The organism is Rheinheimera tangshanensis, from assembly GCF_014645135.1.
Taxonomy (GTDB): domain Bacteria; phylum Pseudomonadota; class Gammaproteobacteria; order Enterobacterales; family Alteromonadaceae; genus Pararheinheimera; species Pararheinheimera tangshanensis.
This window is the reverse complement of the sequence record NZ_BMLH01000002.1, coordinates 294,691-312,924: the sequence shown is the minus strand read 5'-3', so window position 1 is coordinate 312,924 and position 18,234 is coordinate 294,691. Positions and strand designations below refer to the sequence as shown.

The 18,234-nt window shown below is 47.0% G+C and carries 18 protein-coding genes; 10 read left to right on the top strand and 8 right to left on the bottom strand.

Annotation, left to right across the window (positions count from 1 at the left end; all coding sequences use genetic code 11):
• Positions 1-69: 69 nt before the first annotated feature.
• The 3 genes from yihG (IEW88_RS05990) to IEW88_RS05980 are packed head-to-tail and all read left to right on the top strand — an operon-like array spanning position 70 to position 3,082.
• Entirely contained in the window at positions 70-963 is an 894-nt protein-coding gene (yihG, locus tag IEW88_RS05990; RefSeq protein ID WP_147903455.1) for a 1-acylglycerol-3-phosphate O-acyltransferase, YihG family, read from the top strand.
• Complete coding sequence (yihG, locus tag IEW88_RS05985; protein WP_147903454.1) at positions 963-1,886, top strand: 1-acylglycerol-3-phosphate O-acyltransferase, YihG family; 924 nt, start codon at positions 963-965, stop codon at positions 1,884-1,886. The genes yihG (IEW88_RS05990) and yihG (IEW88_RS05985) overlap by 1 nt, the downstream gene beginning before the upstream one ends.
• The gene (locus IEW88_RS05980) at positions 1,880-3,082 is read left to right on the top strand and encodes a mechanosensitive ion channel family protein (RefSeq protein ID WP_229670326.1); all 1,203 of its coding nucleotides are present in this window, start codon (positions 1,880-1,882) and stop codon (positions 3,080-3,082) included. The genes yihG (IEW88_RS05985) and IEW88_RS05980 overlap by 7 nt, the downstream gene beginning before the upstream one ends.
• Here IEW88_RS05980 and IEW88_RS05975 read toward each other — a convergent pair.
• On the bottom strand, positions 3,079-4,275 hold the full coding sequence (locus IEW88_RS05975) for a methyltransferase (protein ID WP_147903453.1): 1,197 nt from the start codon (positions 4,273-4,275) through the stop codon (positions 3,079-3,081). The genes IEW88_RS05980 and IEW88_RS05975 overlap by 4 nt on opposite strands.
• 177 nt (positions 4,276-4,452) lie before the next feature.
• On the opposite strand from IEW88_RS05975, the gene IEW88_RS05970 reads away from it, so the two are divergent.
• Positions 4,453-4,836 carry a response regulator gene (locus IEW88_RS05970; protein WP_053423142.1) on the top strand — a complete coding sequence of 128 codons (384 nt, stop codon included), beginning with the start codon at positions 4,453-4,455 and terminating at the stop codon, positions 4,834-4,836.
• A gap of 31 nt (positions 4,837-4,867) precedes the next feature.
• On the opposite strand, the gene IEW88_RS05965 is transcribed toward IEW88_RS05970, so the two are convergent.
• From IEW88_RS05965 to IEW88_RS05955, 3 genes are read right to left on the bottom strand one after another with little or no spacing between them, the layout of a single operon-like run.
• Positions 4,868-5,845 (bottom strand): FHA domain-containing protein, encoded by a 978-nt coding sequence (locus IEW88_RS05965; RefSeq protein WP_147903452.1) that lies wholly within the window; start codon positions 5,843-5,845, stop codon positions 4,868-4,870.
• Entirely contained in the window at positions 5,836-7,089 is a 1,254-nt protein-coding gene (locus IEW88_RS05960) for a S1 family peptidase (RefSeq protein WP_147903451.1), read from the bottom strand. Before IEW88_RS05960 ends, IEW88_RS05965 begins: the two co-directional genes overlap by 10 nt.
• 23 nt (positions 7,090-7,112) lie before the next feature.
• Entirely contained in the window at positions 7,113-7,958 is an 846-nt protein-coding gene (locus tag IEW88_RS05955; protein WP_147903450.1) for a tetratricopeptide repeat protein, read from the bottom strand.
• A gap of 497 nt (positions 7,959-8,455) precedes the next feature.
• On the opposite strand from IEW88_RS05955, the gene IEW88_RS05950 reads away from it, so the two are divergent.
• A complete protein-coding gene (locus IEW88_RS05950; RefSeq protein WP_147903449.1) occupies positions 8,456-10,195 on the top strand; it encodes an acetolactate synthase 3 large subunit in 1,740 nt (579 codons plus the stop codon).
• A gap of 1 nt (position 10,196) precedes the next feature.
• The gene (ilvN, locus tag IEW88_RS05945; protein ID WP_147903448.1) at positions 10,197-10,688 is read left to right on the top strand and encodes an acetolactate synthase small subunit; all 492 of its coding nucleotides are present in this window, start codon (positions 10,197-10,199) and stop codon (positions 10,686-10,688) included.
• Between the two features lie 62 nt (positions 10,689-10,750).
• Here the strand turns inward: ilvN and IEW88_RS05940 are convergent, their stop codons facing one another.
• Positions 10,751-12,043, bottom strand: a complete 1,293-nt coding sequence (locus tag IEW88_RS05940; RefSeq protein ID WP_229670324.1) for a cation:proton antiporter — start codon at positions 12,041-12,043, stop codon at positions 10,751-10,753.
• A gap of 187 nt (positions 12,044-12,230) precedes the next feature.
• Positions 12,231-13,412 carry an NRAMP family divalent metal transporter gene (locus IEW88_RS05935; protein ID WP_229670322.1) on the bottom strand — a complete coding sequence of 394 codons (1,182 nt, stop codon included), beginning with the start codon at positions 13,410-13,412 and terminating at the stop codon, positions 12,231-12,233.
• 230 nt (positions 13,413-13,642) lie between these two features.
• Here IEW88_RS05935 and IEW88_RS05930 point away from each other — a divergent pair, with 230 nt between their 5' ends.
• On the top strand, positions 13,643-13,906 hold the full coding sequence (locus IEW88_RS05930) for a hypothetical protein (RefSeq protein WP_053423112.1): 264 nt from the start codon (positions 13,643-13,645) through the stop codon (positions 13,904-13,906).
• Between the two features lie 326 nt (positions 13,907-14,232).
• On the opposite strand, the gene IEW88_RS05925 is transcribed toward IEW88_RS05930, so the two are convergent.
• Positions 14,233-14,799 carry a GNAT family N-acetyltransferase gene (locus IEW88_RS05925; protein WP_147903446.1) on the bottom strand — a complete coding sequence of 189 codons (567 nt, stop codon included), beginning with the start codon at positions 14,797-14,799 and terminating at the stop codon, positions 14,233-14,235.
• 78 nt (positions 14,800-14,877) lie between these two features.
• On the opposite strand from IEW88_RS05925, the gene IEW88_RS05920 reads away from it, so the two are divergent.
• Positions 14,878-16,218: an NAD(P)/FAD-dependent oxidoreductase gene (locus IEW88_RS05920; RefSeq protein ID WP_147903445.1), complete on the top strand. Its 1,341-nt coding sequence runs from the start codon at positions 14,878-14,880 to the stop codon at positions 16,216-16,218.
• 207 nt (positions 16,219-16,425) lie between these two features.
• Here IEW88_RS05920 and IEW88_RS05915 read toward each other — a convergent pair whose 3' ends face one another.
• Positions 16,426-17,172 (bottom strand): substrate-binding periplasmic protein, encoded by a 747-nt coding sequence (locus IEW88_RS05915; RefSeq protein WP_147903443.1) that lies wholly within the window; start codon positions 17,170-17,172, stop codon positions 16,426-16,428.
• Positions 17,173-17,248: 76 nt separating this feature from the next.
• On the opposite strand from IEW88_RS05915, the gene IEW88_RS05910 reads away from it, so the two are divergent.
• Positions 17,249-17,509, top strand: coding sequence for a GNAT family N-acetyltransferase (locus IEW88_RS05910; protein ID WP_147903442.1), 261 nt, complete (start codon positions 17,249-17,251; stop codon positions 17,507-17,509).
• 106 nt (positions 17,510-17,615) lie between these two features.
• A complete protein-coding gene (locus IEW88_RS05905) occupies positions 17,616-18,152 on the top strand; it encodes a glycine zipper 2TM domain-containing protein (protein ID WP_147903441.1) in 537 nt (178 codons plus the stop codon).
• Positions 18,153-18,234 lie beyond the last annotated feature (82 nt).

Sequence of the window (18,234 nt, the reverse complement as noted above, 5' to 3'; positions counted from 1 at the left end):
ACTATATCCCAGATAACCACAGGCTCTGCACCTTGGAAAGAGGGAAATAACGAACGAGGTGGTAACTGAATGCTGCACTTTCTACCAGCCCCAATACGTGGCTCGCTTTCTTTTCTGCTGTACTTTATCAACACGATTTTTTGGGCCATTCCTATATTACTTCTGGCCATCATTAAGTTACCTCCTGTCAAACTATGGCAAACCTGGATCACCTATTTACTCGACTTTTGCGCCACCAGTTGGATCAGCCTAAATAACCTAACCAGCCGCACCTTCACCCGTATTCGCTGGGATATCAAAGGCATAGACCATTTAAGTGTCAAAGACTGGTATTTGGTACTGGCCAACCATCAATCCTGGGTTGATATTCTGGTGTTGCAAAAAGTCTTTAACCACAAAGCGCCCTTTTTAAAATTTTTCCTGAAAAAAGAACTGATTTATGTGCCTGTAATTGGCTTGTGCTGGTGGGCGCTGGATTTTCCTTTTATGCAGCGTTTAACTGCCAAGCAGCTGGCGGAAAAACCTGAACTTAAAGGCACAGATATAGCCACTACTCGTAAAGCCTGCGAAAAATTCCGCTACAAGCCAGTCTCTGTGATGAATTTCCTTGAGGGTACTCGTTTCACTCCACATAAACATGACAAACAACAGTCGCCATTTACTCATCTACTCAAACCTAAAGCGGGTGGAATCTCTTTTGTACTGAACGCTATGGGCGAACACTTGCATAAGCTGCTGGATGTGACCATTTGTTATCCTAAGGGCATCCCAACCTTCTGGGACTATATTTCCGGCAAAGTGCAGGACATTAAAGTACGGGTGCGAGTGTTACCTATAGATCCGAATTTAATTGGCGATTATGAAGACCCGGTATTCAGACAAAGATTCCAGAGCTGGGTCAATCAACTCTGGTTGGATAAAGACGTGTTATTAACAGAGCTGAAACAAGGAGAGCGGAGCTGATGCTGCACTGGTTACCTGTCGTACTCAAAGCCCCTTTGGCATTTTTGCTGTTCAGCTGCAATCTGGCCTTGTGGGGCAGTATTGTAACCCTGATTGGTGTAGCCAAATTAGTCTCCCCTAATGCTACAGCGAGAGCCTTCTGGTCTAAACCCGCCCACTGGGCCTACCGGGGTTGGTCGCGTTATAACAAAGCTTTGATGGAGTTATTTAATAAAGTGGAATGGCAAGTCAGCGGTGTAGCTGATTTAAAACAAGACAGCTGGTATTTGCTGATCTCCAATCATAAAAGTTGGTTAGATATTCCGGTCCTGAGTCAGTTTGCATTAAACCGTATTCCGGAGCCTAAGTTCTTTTTAAAAGAAGAGCTGAAATGGGTGCCTTTTATTGGTTCAGGCTCCTGGGCTTTAGATATGCCTTTTATGAAGCGCTACAGCCAGGCACAAGTCGCGAAGAAGCCGGAACTCAAAGGGAAGGATATAGAAACCACCCGTAAATCCTGCGAAAAGTTCAAAGACACCCCAACCACCATTATTAACTTTGTCGAAGGCACCCGCTTTACCGAACAAAAACACAAGCAAAAGCGCAGTCCATTCCGGCATTTACTGCCGCCTAAAGCAGGTGGTATCGCTTTTACCCTCGCCAGCATGGGGCAGCAGTTTCATTCAGTACTGGATGTGACCATTTTATACCCTGACAATCCGGGTCATGTCGCTTTGGATATGCTGTGTGGTCGGTTAAAACGTGTGGTGGTGCTGGTAGAAATTCTGCCTGTCGATCATCAGATTATCGGCGATTATTTCAACGACGAGGGTTTCAGAATCAACTTTCAAAACTGGCTGAATCAACGCTGGCTGAAAAAAGATCAGGCGATTAGCGCTTACCATCAGCCGCAGGCTGCCAGAGCGGAAAACGCCTTATGTTAGATCTGTATTTACAGCAGGCTGCCAGCTACTTTGGCTTGAATTTAGCTCCGGAGCATATTTTGATGTTAGCGGTCAGAGTGCTGCTGGCCATAGTGTTACTTAGCTTGCTGTTTACATTGGCACGGCGTTATTTGTTACCCGCTATCGCCCATCTGCTGGATAAAGTCGATGGAGACTTACAACATCAAACTGAAAAACAACGACTACAGCTGGCCAGTCATCTGGCACATTTAGTGCCCGCAGTAGTGTTGATCAGCTCAGCCGAACAATTTTTCCAGCACTGGCCTGATTTCAAAGCCACGGTGCATTTAGGTTTGTGGATCTATCTGTACTGCTTTGCTGGTCTGGCTTTTGCTGCCCTGATTAATTTTGCGACCACTATCTACAGTGCGGTGGATCGTCAAAGTAATGTGCCTTACCTTGGCCTGGCTCAGGTGCTCAAATTACTCGACTTTATTGTCGTAAGTATATTAATCCTCAGCACTTTACTCGGCAAATCCCCTGTCTATTTACTCAGCGGCTTAGGTGCTTTAACTGCCGTGTTATTGCTGGTGTTTAAAGACACTATTTTAGGTTTAGTCGCCAGTATTCAGTTAGCCACCAATAAAATGGTCGCAACGGGTGACTGGATTGAAATGCCCAAATACGGTGCAGATGGTGCTGTTATTGAAGTCGCGCTAACCACGGTCAAAGTACAGAACTGGGATAATACCATCACTACTATTCCGACCTATGCGCTAATTTCAGACTCCTTTAAAAACTGGCGTGGCATGCAGCAATCCGGTGGACGCCGTATTAAAAGAGCCATCAAAATTGATATTCACAGCATAGGTTTTCTGGATGAGGCAGAAAAGCAGCAATTAATGCAGCACACTGTACTACAACCTTTTCTGACAACAGATATAGCCAAAGAGTTATTACAACAGCCTCACCTGACCAATCTGAAACTATTTCGTTATTACGCCAAGTGGATGCTGCAACACAACCCACATATTAATCAGAATATGACCCTGATGGTGCGTCAGCTGGAGTCTAACGAAGTAGGTTTACCTCTGGAGATTTATTGTTTCAGTGCTGATAAAGTCTGGGCGAACTACGAACAAATTCAGGCTGAAATTTTCGAAACTTTATTTGCAACTTTACCTTTGTTCACATTAAGTACTTTCCAGCGGTTGGGTGGCCGGCAAGAGCTTTAGCTTTTGCTGGCACTAATCATCAGATTACGAGGGGTGAGTTGGTAGTCGCAGAATTGTTTCACTTGCACCTGGTAACCTTGTTGCTCTAAAAACAAGGCTCTGTCCAGCACCAGCCACTGCTCCAGTAAAGGCCGGAATAAAGAGCGTACCAGCTGCATTTTCTTCACTAAAGCATGCCGTTGCTGCCCAAGCTGCAGATAATACTGCCAGTTTGTATCCACCGGAATTTGCCACTGGTGCTCTGAAGCAGCCCAATACGCAAAAGCACTAAATTCGCCGCTAAACCAATGTTTAGGCACAGAAGACAAAGGCCGGTAGTCTTTTACCTTTTGCACCGCCTGATATAGTTCCTGATAAGCCAGACGCCACAGCACTTCAGTCTGGCGCAAGCGTGTTATCCGTTCCCCAGCTGTGACCTGCGCCTGCACAGCGAGTTTCAGCTCATCCCGGCTCAATGGCCCCAAACGACTTTGCTGCGCCTGGATAGATAAAGCCTGATACTGCTCAGTCGCTATTAAATGGTAACAACAAGGCACTATATCTAGTTGGGTCGTACCCACACGGCTGGCCTGCTGCAATAAGCGGATGTGCAAATCGCCACAAGCATGCAAAGCTACCACCTGCTGGTCAGTATTGAGGTGTTTTGCAGTCTCCTCAACTAACACATCTGCCTGAATAAAATGCTGTGACAGCTTGAGTTGTCCAGCCAGCAATTGTCCTTCAGCACAAAGGACGTCCTGCCATTCCAGACTGGTGACTTTGCGCTCCTGGCTAAAACAAAGCCAGCGTCCAAGATGGCCTTTACCGGCACACCATTCCAGTACAGGTAAGTCCCCCTGTTGCATCTGCGTGGCAAAAGCCTGAATTTGTTCTAATTTCCGCCCTTTAATATCACGACTAAACCAGAATGGTAGTTCAGTGTGTATCGACCCTGTGTTATTAAAACTTGTCCGCTCAAAATCACTGATTTGATTTAACTCTGGGAAAAATACCGAAAAATAGTCGCGCCTATAGCTTTCATCCAGCTCCAACCGCTCGTTCTGCTCAGTCCCAAGTTGTTGTAAAGCGGCAGCTAACGCAGTTTGGCCCCAGGGTAACTCAGAGAAATGGAATGGGCTAAAGCGCCAGAAAGCCTGATAGCGGGCTAACAATAAATCCAATTGCAAAAACTGTTCAGACAAAAGCCGGGACATAAACAAGACGACACCAAAGCAAGAAAACTAGCGCTACTATAGCATCCAATACCTCAAAAGCTGTGAGGCTCTGCCACGGAAATATTTCCGGAACAGTCAGTGTCTGCATCTGGCACAGCCATAAAAAATAATGCACACTCAATTACATCAGTATGGTTCGATGAAAGAGAGATTGCGGTGACAGAACTTAAACGTATTATGCATGTAGAAGACGACCCGTCCATTCAGGCTGTGGCTAAAGTGGCTTTGGAGGTGGTGGGTGGCTTTACTGTAGAAACCTGTAGCGGTGGCGAAGAGGCGTTAAAGAGCTTCCATGCCTTTGCACCACAACTGATCTTACTGGATGTGATGATGCCAGGTATGGATGGCCCCAGCACTTTAAAAAAGATGCAGTCTGACTTTGATTTAAGTGCTATCCCCGTAGTCTTTATGACCGCCAAAGTACAAGCCAATGAGATTGAATCCTACAAAGCTCTAGGCGCTGCCGATGTGGTGGTGAAGCCTTTTGACCCTATGACCTTGTCTGATCAAATCCGCGAGATCTGGCAAAAGCTACAGTGACGAAAAAGTTCAGAGCCTGAGCTCTGACCTTTTATTGTGTATCTACATCCTGTCGCTGCTGTTCGACCTGTTCAAATAGCTGCTGTAATTCCTGCTCATACTGCTGCATATCTTTGCCCTTGCCCAGATAAAAAGACAGAGGCAATAAACGTGAATCGTATTGCAAGCTACGGTCAAAAGGTGAAGGCGGTGTCAGTAAACCAGCCCACTGCCCTGATGTGGCCAACAACGCGACAACCACAGCGACTGCAGCCTGAGCTTTGACCGGCCAATGAGTCGCCAGCCATAAATTGCCACAAAATAACGCAACTAAAATCAGGCTATAACCCGTGACTTCAGTGATCTGCGCTACAACAGAACCATCCAGATTAAAACCCAGCCAATAACAAAAAACGCCCCACACCGCACTGGCTGCCAGCGCTGCATAAGTCAGGCTAAGCTGAGGTAGAAAATGACTTTCCTGCTGGTTAAATCTGCCCCAAAGTGCAAGGATGGCTGGCCAGATACAAAACATCAGCAAGGTTTTTGGCAGTTCCAGTAACCTTACTGTCCATAAATGCTCCAGCTGCTTTGGCAGTGTCAGCCAGATTTCAACCATCTGATCCACCGCCAGGATCAAAGCAAATAACAGAATAAAAGCCCAGTGCCCCATAGCCTGCAGTTTTTGCCCCACAGCGCTAAAAGGCAAAGTAGCTGGCACAGGATGGGCATCGTCATACAGACGAAGCGCCTGTTCACCTAACCAGCAAACTTCACCGGAACGCAGTGGCTCTTTTGCCAGCACAGCTTTACGGTCTGATACAAAACTGCCATTGACTGAACTTAAGTCCTCCAGCCACCACTGCCCCGCCTGATCTTGCTGCAATGTGGCGTGATAAGGGCAGACATGCTTGTTAAACAGAATCACATCATTATCAAAGGCCCGGCCTAGTTTGACCTGTTGTTGTAAAAATTTATGCCGTTCTATGACTTTTTGCTGCTTGTTCAGTACTTCCACTATTACTGCCATACCACAGCTCCAATAAACTTATGACTAAACTCCAGCGCCATTTTTTGATCCACACCTGCTAAGGTAAAGTGACTGATCACCCCTTGTTGCTGATGGTCTAAAGAAGCAGAAATATAAGCCACATCAAAAAGTTGCGGATAGTTTCGGTAAGCTCTTAAACAAAAAACCGCTTTAGCATGCTGCCCCTCTGCGGGGCTGAGCAACTGATTCTGGCAGGAATAGGCGGTCACATCGTCTTCGCCTGCACTGTTATCTGCGTTCATTTGGTTGATGCTTTGCTGATAACGGCGGAAAAACTGCAATGGATGCAAATCTTTGCCCTGCAACCATTCAAACTGCATTTCAATGCGGCCAGTACTGAACTCAGATGATAAAAAGATTTCTTCCGGTTGATTACAAAAGGCATTCACTCGTTTGACATCATCTTTGTCTTTTTCCACATTGGATGTGCCCCAACAGCGGATAAAAGGCACTATTTCGTCCGGTACTGTGGCAGGACCAAAGCTTTTAAGCTGCCAATTGGCGTTCAGGATTTGCTGAAACATGTCCTGCTGGTTGCTGATCAGTTGCTGCTGAATATCCTGTTTTAAATCAGCCACAGCTTGTTTCGTTAGTAGCTTTTGCAAGGCGGCTGCTGGAACTAAAAACCCTAAACCATTGCCAGCAGATGCCACATTAACCCCTATCACTTGACCTGCTTCATTCACTGCAGGACCGCCGCTCATGCCGCTGTTAATAGCGCCGGTAAAATGAATACGAGGGTAAAAACTATGTTTTTGCAGGCCGTTATAAGTGCCTGGCACCACGATTAAACCTAAATCATGCGGGTTACCCAAAGAATAGACTTCAGCGCCCTGCACTGGCGCTTGCTGTTGCAACTGAAAACTTTTGGCTGCTGTGTAGTCGGTTTTTAGCAGAGCCAAATCGTTGACCACATCCACGGCCACTATCTCCAGCTTGCCCTTTTGCTGGTTTTGCGCCAGAAACTCCAGTTGGTATTTTTGCGGGAATAACACAGCTTCAGACACTACATGGTAATTGGTGACGACCAGATTAGGTTCGGCCAGTAAAAAACCACTGCCGATGGCCGACTTCGCTCCCGAAGCGTGCTCAAGCACCTTAATTTGCAACAAGGCATCGGCATAATCGGCAAATACTTTTTCCGCAACAGCAGCGCTGTAACCAGGGGCTGAGCAACAGCACAGAACCAGCAGCAGCAAGCTGGTCCATGTTTTTTGCAGCATAGGAAGTCCTTTTAAATCAGGAATTAATACAACAGGCTATAGAGTTTACGTCTGTAGCTGGACGCTAAAGGCTCACCTTTGGGTAAAGTGGCCAGAATATCCAGATAGAGTTTTTTCGCCTCACCAAAGTTCAGATCCTGCTTCAATATTTCAAACAGCAAGGCCAAGGCCTCAGCCGAACGTTGTACCTGATGGTACTGCACCGCCAGCTGTTGTTGCAGTTCTTTATTATCAGGGTCTGTGGCTAGCGCCTGCTCCAGCGCTTTGATTTCAGGGCTGTCAGCCGCTTGCTGCGCCAATTCCAAACGCGCTTTGACACTGTGATACAGCGCATCCTGATCTGCCATCAATATGGTCGACAGTGCTTTTTCAGCAGCCTCTAACTGGCCCAGTTCCACTTGCACTAACGCCAGTTGTAAGCGGATATCTACCCGTTCCGAGGCAAGTTCATTGGCTTGTTTAAGCAAAGGATAAGCTTCAGTCCAGTTTTGTTGCTCCAGCAAAGGCAGAGCCTGCTGCAGTAATTGATCTTCAGGCTTAGGTAAAAATGCGCTTAAACGCTGCAAAATAGCTTGTTCAGGCTCTTCACCAGCAAAACCATCCACCGGCTGACCTTCTTTAATAAAAAGCACAGTCGGCACTGAACGTACCCCAAAGTGCGCTGCCAGTTGCTGTTCCTGATCACAATCCACTACAGCCAACGTCAGGGCATCCGGATAGCTTTGGGCAATGCGCTGCAATACAGGGCCTAAATTTAAGCAAGCCGGGCTACGCTCAGAATAAAAATAAAACAGCACAGGCTGGGCAAAAGACAGCTCTAACAGTTCACGAACATTTTCTATAGTAACGGGCTTGATATTAGCGGACACAACTCACCTATTTTTATGCGAACCGGATAGCTCCGGTTTTATGGAATGCTTTGCATCACTATGTGGCCGGGGCTTTAGATTTGCAAGTCGGGGGAGAGCATTGTTTATATGAGGCTATGCTGCCTTTAAATGTCGTTTATCTAATTCGCCCCAACATTCAAATTTATTCCGAGGATTTTGTATTCTCAGCCCTCCCCCCAACAGGCAATCATCGCTGCGCTGCTGCAGCGAGACTTTTTTTGGTCAGACCAGAAAAAGCGGTCGACTTTCCAAGCTTCTTCCCTTAAATTAGCCATCAAGCCTGCTAAATAATAAAAGACCAACGAGTCACTAACCAGGCCTGATTAGTTTGTTTGACAGACCCCTTACTCTGTCCGTCCACGTAAAAGAAAAATTAATGCTGTTCTGCGTAAGCGGAGCGGTGATTTTTGCTTTAAGCCTTATTGCGCCCGCAACAGGGTTTAAAGTTCGCACGTGCAAACTATGAGACCTGAACAATGACAAGCCAAAACACCCAACCAGAACTGCTGTCTGGTGGAGCCATGCTGATCCGCGCCTTAGCTGACGAAGGCGTAGAGTATGTCTATGGTTACCCCGGCGGTGCCGTGTTACACATTTACGATGCCATGTTCCAACAGCATCAGGTGAAACACGTGCTGGTCCGCCATGAGCAAGCCGCGACCCATATGGCGGACGCCTACGCAAGAGCAAGCGGCAAAGCTGGTGTAGTGCTCGTCACCTCTGGCCCTGGTGCTACTAATGCGGTTACCGGCATAGCTACTGCTTATATGGATTCTATTCCTATGGTGGTGATCTGTGGTCAGGTGATGAGTCACCTGATTGGCGATGATGCCTTTCAGGAAACCGATATGCTGGGCATTTCCCGCCCTATCGTGAAACACAATATGTCGGTGCGCCGCCCCGAAGATATTCCGTATTTAGTCAAAAAAGCCTTTTATATAGCGCAAAGTGGCAGGCCTGGTCCTGTGGTGCTGGATATTCCAAAGGATATGACGATACCAAGCCAGAAGTTCCCGTACGAGTATCCAAAAGAAATCAAACTGCGCTCTTATAACCCGAACGCGAAAGGCCATCCGGGCCAGATCAAAAAAGCACTGACCACTTTATTAGCGGCGAAAAAACCTGTGCTTTATGCCGGCGGTGGTGTGATTTTAGGCCAGGCCTCAGATGAGCTGACTCTGTTAGCCCGCAAGCTGAATTTACCAGTCACTAACACATTAATGGGTTTGGGTGCTTATCCTGCGTCCGATCCACAATTTATTGGTATGCTGGGTATGCACGGCAGTTATGAAGCCAATCAGGTGATGCATAACGCCGATGTGATTTTTGCCGTAGGCGCCCGTTTTGACGATCGCGTTACCAACGCCACCAAAAAATTCTGCCCTAACGCGACCATTATTCATATCGATATTGACCCGGCCAGCATATCCAAAACCATCAATGCGCATATTCCTATTGTGGGTTTAGTCAAACCTGTATTGCAGGAAATGCTGCATCAGCTGGAGAAAAACCAGGGCGAATTGGATCAAGACGCTTTAGGCCAATGGTGGCAACAAATCCAACAATGGCGTGAAGTGCATGGTGGCCGTTATGACAGCAGCGCATCGCATTTAAAACCTCAGGCCGTCATTGAAGCTGTGCACCGTCATACTAAAGGCGACGCTTATGTCACGTCCGACGTAGGCCAGCACCAGATGTTTGCCGCTCAGTACTACAAGTTTGATAAACCCAATCGCTGGATCAACTCAGGTGGCCTCGGCACTATGGGCTTTGGTTTACCTGCCGCTATGGGCGTCAAACTGCATTACCCTGATGCTGAAGTAGTCTGCGTGACAGGCGAAGGCTCTATTCAGATGAATATTCAGGAGCTGTCGACCTGTAAACAATATGGCTTGAATGTAAAAATCATCAACCTGAATAACGGTTATTTAGGTATGGTCAAACAGTGGCAGGACATGAACTACGACAGCCGCTACTCCAGCTCTTACATGGATTCCTTGCCTGATTTTGTCAAACTGGCCGAAGCTTACGGCCATGTCGGTATTCGGGTCACCAAAGCCGAAGAGTTAGAGCCAGCCTTAGAACGCGCTTTTGCCCTGAAAGACAAGCTGGTGTTTTTAGATATTCATGTCGACCCGACCGAGCATGTCTATCCAATGCAAATACCAGGCGGCGCTATGAATGAAATGTTTTTAAGCAAAACGGAGCGGACTTAAAATGCGGCATATTTTATCTGTATTGCTGGAAAACGAGTCCGGCGCTTTAGCCCGCGTGGTAGGGTTATTTGCTCAGCGTGGTTACAACATTGATTCACTGACGGTAGCGGCAACAGAAGACCCGACTATTTCGCGTCTGACGCTGGTGACCCGGGGTGATGATCAGGTGATAGAACAAATCACCAAGCAGCTGCATAAACTGATTGAAGTGGTGAAATTGGCCGATTTAAGTGAATCAGCTCATATTGAACGTGAACTGATGATGGTCAAAGTCAAAACCACGGCTGAACAACGCGAAGAGGTAAAACGCTGCGCAGACATCTTCCGTGGCCAGATTATTGATATCACCGCCAATACCTACACCATTCAGGTAGTGGGCACCTCGGATAAACTGGAAGCTTTTATTGAAGCACTTAGCGGCATCCAAATACTGGAAACAGTGCGCAGTGGTGTGTCTGGCATATCCCGCGGTGAACGGACTTTGAGTTTGTAATAACTCTGGTTTTTAATTCGATGAATAAAGCGGACTTCGGTCCGCTTTATTATTTTTATGCTCTAGCTTTGGTTTTCACTTGCAACCTGCGCTGATACAGGGCTTTTATCCAGTACTTGCTTTTTCATATGCCGGCCATACACCAGCTCAAACAGTGGTGTGGCCATCAGTGTGGTCACTATCGCCATCAGCACCATTATGGAGAATAACGCAGGTTCTATCACGCCAAACTTCAGCGCTATATTGATAATAATCAGCTCCATCAGGCCACGGGCGTTCATTAAAGCACCAACAGCCATAGCGGTTCTATTGTCGCTGCCAGTGAGACGGGCCGCGGCCCAGCAGGCTATGCCTTTAGCAAAAACTGAAGCAGCCAGTATCACCAGAGCAACAGACATCACTTCCCAATCAGCCAATATAGTCAGCTGAGTTTTTAAGCCTGAGTAGGTGAAAAACATCGGTAATAAGACAAAAATGGTGATTTTTTCTAAACGTTTACGTAAGAGTTCCACTATGGCACCACGGGGCATGGCGATACCTAAAATAAAACCACCAAAAACAGCATGCAGGCCAACCCATTCCATCGAATAGGCAGAGATAGCAAAAAGTACTAGCAGGAAAGCAAACTGCCCCCAGCTTATTTCGTCTTTGGCTTCAATCCTGTCGGCCAGAGGCTGCAACCAGCCCGTGACTTTGGTAAACATTAAAGTGGCGTACGCCACACCGCCCACTACAGCTTTGACCGCTAACAAAGCACCACCACCAAAACTAGCCAGCACCACAGCCATTACAGTCCAGGCCGCGGCATCATCTATAGCACCGGCCGCCAGTGCCAGAGCACCCAACGAAGTACCAGATAAACCCCGCTCGTAAATAATTCGGGCCAACATAGGGAAAGCGGTAATAGCTATAGCAGCCCCTAAAAACAATGCTGCATTACCGTAAGAAATATCAGCGGCAAATAGGCCTGGCATATCCAGCAGCCAAATACATAACAAAGCTGCAACAGTAAAAGGCACCAGCATACCAGCCAAAGAAACTGCAATAGCACTGCGGGCCTGTTGTTTAAATAAGCCGGTATTAAATTCCAGCCCGACTAAAAACATATACAAACCTACGCCTACCTGAGCGCCAAAATACAGCACAGGCATAGTGTCGGCAGGGAATATCTGTTGTTGAATATCCGGCCAGAACAAGCCAAATAACGAAGGACCTAACACCACGCCCGCGATCATCTCGCCAACTACTTTCGGCTGACCAATAAAACGCGCCAGATAACCGAAAAGTTGCGCCGCGACCAAAATAACAGCCAGTTGCAACAAAAAGGTGCCCACAAATTCCAATGAATTCATCATTTATACTTCTATTATCGTTGATGTATAGGTTGTTGTTTTATCGGGGAAAAGGTTGTGTTCTGTTGCCTTGCTGCCAGTTTAAACCGGTCTCTGAATTCGAGACTACAGAGCGGTTTAAACCAGCGCAAGCAGATTTGTGTAAATACAGCTTAAGCGAATGATTGTATGGGCATTTTATTTATTCAGGTTATTTACTCAGGTACCACCAGATAAACAGCAACGCAAAACCAAATAAATAAGTTAACCCTAGCCAGGATAGCAAGCGGATCCAAGGTTGCATCAGATGCTTCTGCTGACCCCGCATCAGACGATAATTCAGCCAGGCAAAGACCGGAGTCGTGACAAAAGCCAGACTCATGGCAAAAGTAAGCATAGGGCCAAGCGCAGATTTAAAAAACAAAATTACCGCCATACCAGAAGCAGCCTGCGCCAGCAGCCAGTAGTTGTAGCTATGTTTTCGTTCTGCTTTTTGCCAGCCTAAAAGTTGAAAGGATTCATTGATAGTACGGGCATAACCATCCAGCACCGTCAGCGTAGTACCAAACATACAAAGAAAAGCGACCAAAGCCACTAACAGCTTTGACCAATCACCTATAGTGCTGGCATACATGGATACAAACTGGTTGGTGTACGCAGCGCCTGCTAATTCTACTTTCTGATCCGAGCCATATTGCACCAAAGCACCTAAAGCCAGAAATACCAATGCCAGTGCTGTCGTGCTCCAGTAGCCTAAGTTAAAGTCAAATAAACCATCTTGTGTATTCACCGGCGTATGCTGCTGCTTGGCTTTGAGCCACAACGAGTTAATAGCGGAAATTTCAATAGGAGCAGGCATCCAGCCCATCAGCGCTACTAAAAAGCCCAAATACATCAACTGCCATGGCGAAGGGCCGACAAAATCTGCTGCCGCCGTTGGACCTTTGTTAAAGGCGATGATAGCCGCAGCCACTGTAGTGATCGTTAGCAATACCATCACCCATTTGGAAACCTTATCGAGTAACTTGTATTGACCTGCTAATAAAATCAGCAAACATACCGCTAACAAAATCAAACAAAGCAGAGTCAGAGATAACTGCACCGGCATAAAAAACTGCAACAAACTAGCGGTCAGTAGCAACACGCCAGCTGTATTGACCACAGCAGCTATTAAATTCAGCCAGACAAAACTTAATAAATAACCCCGGCCTTGTTTTTGATACCCCTCAAGTAAGGTTTCACCACTGTGCAGACTGTACTCCACTCCAAAACGGAAAAAGGGGTACTTCAACACGTTCACCAGCAAAATCAGCACTGCCAGTTGCCAGCCAAATAAAGCTCCAGCCTGAGTGGAAGCCACTATATGTGAGCCACCAATAGCAGCAGTAGCCAATAAAACTCCTGGCCCTAAAGCTTTTAGCCTGCTCTGCCAGTTCGACGAATATCCCTGTTGCATAAGTTTTTGTTTTTATATTTAAAAAGTCGTGGCCCAGCTTAGCCAAAGCCAAAGTGGAACACCATCAGACTCACGGAAAAAATTCAGAGGTCGGTCCTTCGGCTTGCCGCTTTGTCTATGCTCTGGCATGCTGCGCCCTTAGATACATATGCTTGGAAAAATACCGAATGAGTCAGGAACCCTTAGTCGATCAGGAAATTATTTTTGAAGTGCTGGAGAACCAGCTAGCCGACAATAATCCAAAACAAGTGAAAGAAACCCTGATGCGTCTCTGCATGACAGGCCACAGCAGGGAAGATGCTTTGGAACTGATGGCCTGCGCTTTGGCACCAGAAATGGAAGCCGTGATTGAACGTAATGAAACGTTCAATTTGCAGCGTTATATCGAACATCTGGCGTTATTGCCGGAAATGCCCTGGGTGACGGAATAAGCTGGCTTATCACAGGCAGAACGCTGCACGGGCGGGGATAAACCCGCGCCGCTGCAGCGCCAAGGACGCAGCATAAAATCCAAAGGCATTGGTGTTGCAGCAAGGCGACAAGCGAGTAAATCCCCATGAACATAGTTGTCCTATGTGATTGGGGTGAACGAGAGTAGTCAACGCCGCAGCTCCGCCAAGGACACAGCGTAAAATCCAAAGGCATTGGTGTTGCAGCAAGGCGACAAGCGATAGAGACCCCAGGAGCATAGTTCACCTATGTAACTGGGGCGAAAGCGCGCAGTCAACGCCGCTGCGGCGCCAAGGACGCAGGATTTTCAGAAATAGATAATCATCTCGGCAGCCTCACACCTACAATCAAAACCGCAACGCACGCATTCATAACCGTTGTGGCTGTCTTGCCGCCATTTATCCGGATGAATTTTTACCAACTGACCACCTTGTTTGGTGAAGTACTTGACTGCGGCATTACCCGGACTTTGTCGCCATAAGTGCGCCACCCCTGCTTTTGCTCCTTGCTGTTTCAGCGCAGTGATAGAGCGGTTCATCAGTTCACCGCCAATACCCCGCCCTTGCCAAAGTGGCGCTATGGTATTGCATTTAAAGTAGCTGGTATCGGCTATAGCGGTTTGCCAAAGTTCAGTGCTGCACCACAGATCAGGTTGCCATTGCCCTGCTGCCCAGCATAAACGAAACCCCACAAGTTGCTTATCAGCATAGGCCACGAAGCTGGCATCTATGCCTTTTTTGATACTTAACTGATGGTAATAAGCCAGCGACTGAGCATCCAGATAGCCATCACCATGTACCTGATTGGCTAATTGCAACAAGGCCACGTAATCCTGCAACTGCAGCTGGCGGTACTCAATAGCGCTGGAAAACATAAAACACTCTTGGTTTTTTCTATAGTTCTTGCCATGATCGCCAAAATGCTCATCCAATACAACTAAAAGGAAAAACGGATGTACGACCCGCTGCTAGACCCCCATCCAGGCCAGGGCCAACCTTACCCAAACAGTTATTGGGCTGCTCATTCAGGCACAGCTCCTGCAGATGATGGTCAGTTAAAACAGGATTTATCTGTTGACGTGGCCATTATTGGTGCTGGTTATACCGGCTTGTCCTGTGCTTATCATCTGGCGACTGGGCATAATGTCAAAGCTGTGGTGTTGGAAGCCAATCAAACCGCTTGGGGCTGCAGCGGTCGTAATGCAGGTTTTGTACTGAAATCTTCGGGTCGAAAACCTTATTCAGTGATGCGGGCCCAGTATGGCGAAGCCGCTATGCATGGTATTTACCGGGAATTTTGTGAAGGTCTTGAAACCGTCAAATCACTGATCGCTACAGGCATAGATTGCGACCAGCAGGAAGCAGGTTATCTGCGAATGGCACACAAGCCCTCTATGGTAAAAACTCTGCAGCAACAAGCCAGCTTATTACAAAAAGAGTTTGGTTATCAGGTGGAGTTGTTCAGCCGTGATGAACTGCACCAGAAATTTGTCGCAGACCAACATGCATACGCCGCCTTACGTTTTTATGATGGTTTTGGGGTGAACCCACTGAAACTGGCCTGGGGTTATCAACAACTAGCGCGACAAGCCGGAGCTAAGATTTATAGCGCCAGCCCTGTCACCGGTTGGCAACAGCAGGGGGAGCAGCAGTTGCTGATCACGCCACAAGGCTTAGTGCGGGCCAAAAAAGTAGTGATCGCCAGTAATGGTTACACACCCAAACTGTTGCACAGTGGCGTGCAGTCCCGCACTTTGCCTGTGTTATCACAAATTATTGTCACTGAACCTTTGTCTGAAGCTCAACTGGCGGCCTGCAACTTTTTAACCTCGCAGGTGATTATGGATACCAGAGCACTGAAGTATTACTACCGCAAGCTGCCGGATAACAGAATTTTGTTTGGTGGTCGTGGCGCTATTACGGGCCAGGGCGCTGAAGATCCTTATTTTGCGAAACGTCTGCTGGAAGTACTTAAACTCAGCTTTCCGGCTTTGCAATCGCTGCGTTATGAGTACAGTTGGTCAGGCTGGATTTGCATGACGCTGGACGATATCCCCCATCTGGCACAGGCCGATGATAAAGGCAATGTGCTGTACAGCATGGGATACTGTGGCAGCGGCCTGACCTTTTCTGTGCAGGCTGGCAAACGTTTGGCAGAAGGTTTAATGGGTATCGCTTTGCCGCAAATCCCGCTGTATCAGACTGCTTTGCCAAGATTCCCGCTACCTGCACTGCGACGTTTAGGACAATGGGGTTATTTTCACTACGGTATGGTAAAAGATCGCTGGTTTTGATGACCCACGCAGCAAGTGTTTGGGGTAATTCAGCAGACTGAGGTAAACTAAGCGCCATATCTGGCGTGAGAAAAGAAATCATGAGTTCAAGCAAAGCGTTAAAAAAGAAAATCAGTAAAAGAGCTAAACAAAAGAAAAATATTCTGGTGAAAAACTCTATCCGCCTGAAGCAAAAGGCGGAGGAAGCTCAGGCCGCCTCAACGGACGCTACCACTGTGGAGCCTGCAGTTGCTGATTTACATCCGAAAAATACTTCAGCTGCAGCTGAGTAAAAATAGGCTCTTGCTGTACTTCAGCCAGAGCCTTATTAAATTTGTTTCTTAATCTCTCATTTTTAAAAGCAGCACTATATAAGCTGGCTGGAAATACAGCAGCTATATCAAAAGGTTGCATACTCTGCCCTGCTTCTTTGGCGTAATAATAAAAGATGTTTCTGTCCATCACCACCACGTCGCAACGCTCCAGTAATAACATTTGTAGCTGCTGACTTTGGTTGGCTACTTCCTGATAATTTGCCATAAAAGGCACCAGTTGCTGGTATTCCGGGCCCAGCAGGGTACGGGCATTGTGAAAAGCGACCACAGAATAAGGTTTTAGCTGCGCTAATTGATGCAGTTGTAAGCTTTTTGAGGCAAGACTAGCCGCAACATTCTGATAACGAATATAGGGTTGTGAGTAATACAACTGTGGCTGTGCTTGATCAGGTTTTTGTAACGTGGCGATGTCTGCTTTGCCATCCAGCATCAGATCTTTGATTCGGGCATTAGGCACATGTAAAAACACTGCGTCATAACCCATTTTTTTAATCAGTAAACGCAGTAAATCCAGTTCGTAACCAGAGCTATCGTTCAAATCTATATAAGGAGGTTTATCCAGTCCTACCAGTATGGTCAGTTCAGTCTTAGCTTGCAGACTAAAACTAAAGGCGATACATAAAAACAACAACCATCTCATGCGTATACCTCTATGCCAACCGGAAGAAAGTCTTTAATCTGAATCAAATGTTCCTTAGCCATCAAAGGCAGTCTTTATGTCAGAATCAGTTGCAGTCAGGCACTACCCCCAAGAACAGCGATTTGTAATTCAGTGGGTCAATGAACAAGCGGAACTTTTATATAGCCTTGACCTAAATAGCCGGAAAATCAACTTTTACCGCACTTATGTTCCGGAAAGTGCCAGAGGGCAAGGTTTGGCCCGAAAATTGGTTGAGACTGGTCTGCAATGGGCTACAACGCAAGGCTATGAAATAGAGGCAAGTTGCTCTTATGTGCAGCCTTTGTTAAAAAACTGAACCTTGGTATTGCGATTCAGTTTGAGTACAGCTTGACGCGCCTAAACTCCTGTCAACTTGATTGCAAAAGGCAATTGAACTTTATAACAGTGAATTGAGGTGCAGCATGAACAAGTCTCTTATTGCAGGTTTAGTAGTAGGTGGTATCGCCGTTACTGCTTTAGGCTCTATGGCAGGCTACAGTTATTTAGACAAAGAACCGGAATATGCGGAAGTCGTGGCGAGTAAAGCCGTATATGAAAGCTATAACGTCCCGGTTGAACAGTGTACCGATCAGATAGTGCAACAAAAGAAAGCTGTCCAGGACCAACACCAAATCGCAGGAACAGTATTAGGTGCTGTAGTCGGTGGTGTGCTGGGTAACCAGGTCGGTGGTGGTTCAGGCAAAAAGATTGCTACTGTTGCAGGTGCTGCGGCTGGTGGTTACGCCGGCAAGCAAGTGCAAACTGACATGCAAAACAAGGATGTCGAAGCTACAACACGCCGCGTCTGTAAAACAGTACAGAAACAGGAAAAGCGAGTCATAGGCTATGACGTCACTTACCTGCTGGACGGTAAAGTTCATAAAACCCGTTTAAATGAAGAACCGGCTGAGCGTATTCCGGTAAAAGATGGCAAGCTGCTGACAGCTAGTGCCAACTAAGCAAAATTCATAGTCTGTCCGCAAATGCCCCTTAACGGGGCATTTTGTTACTTAACCTGAACTCGGGCTAATGAGTGTCGGC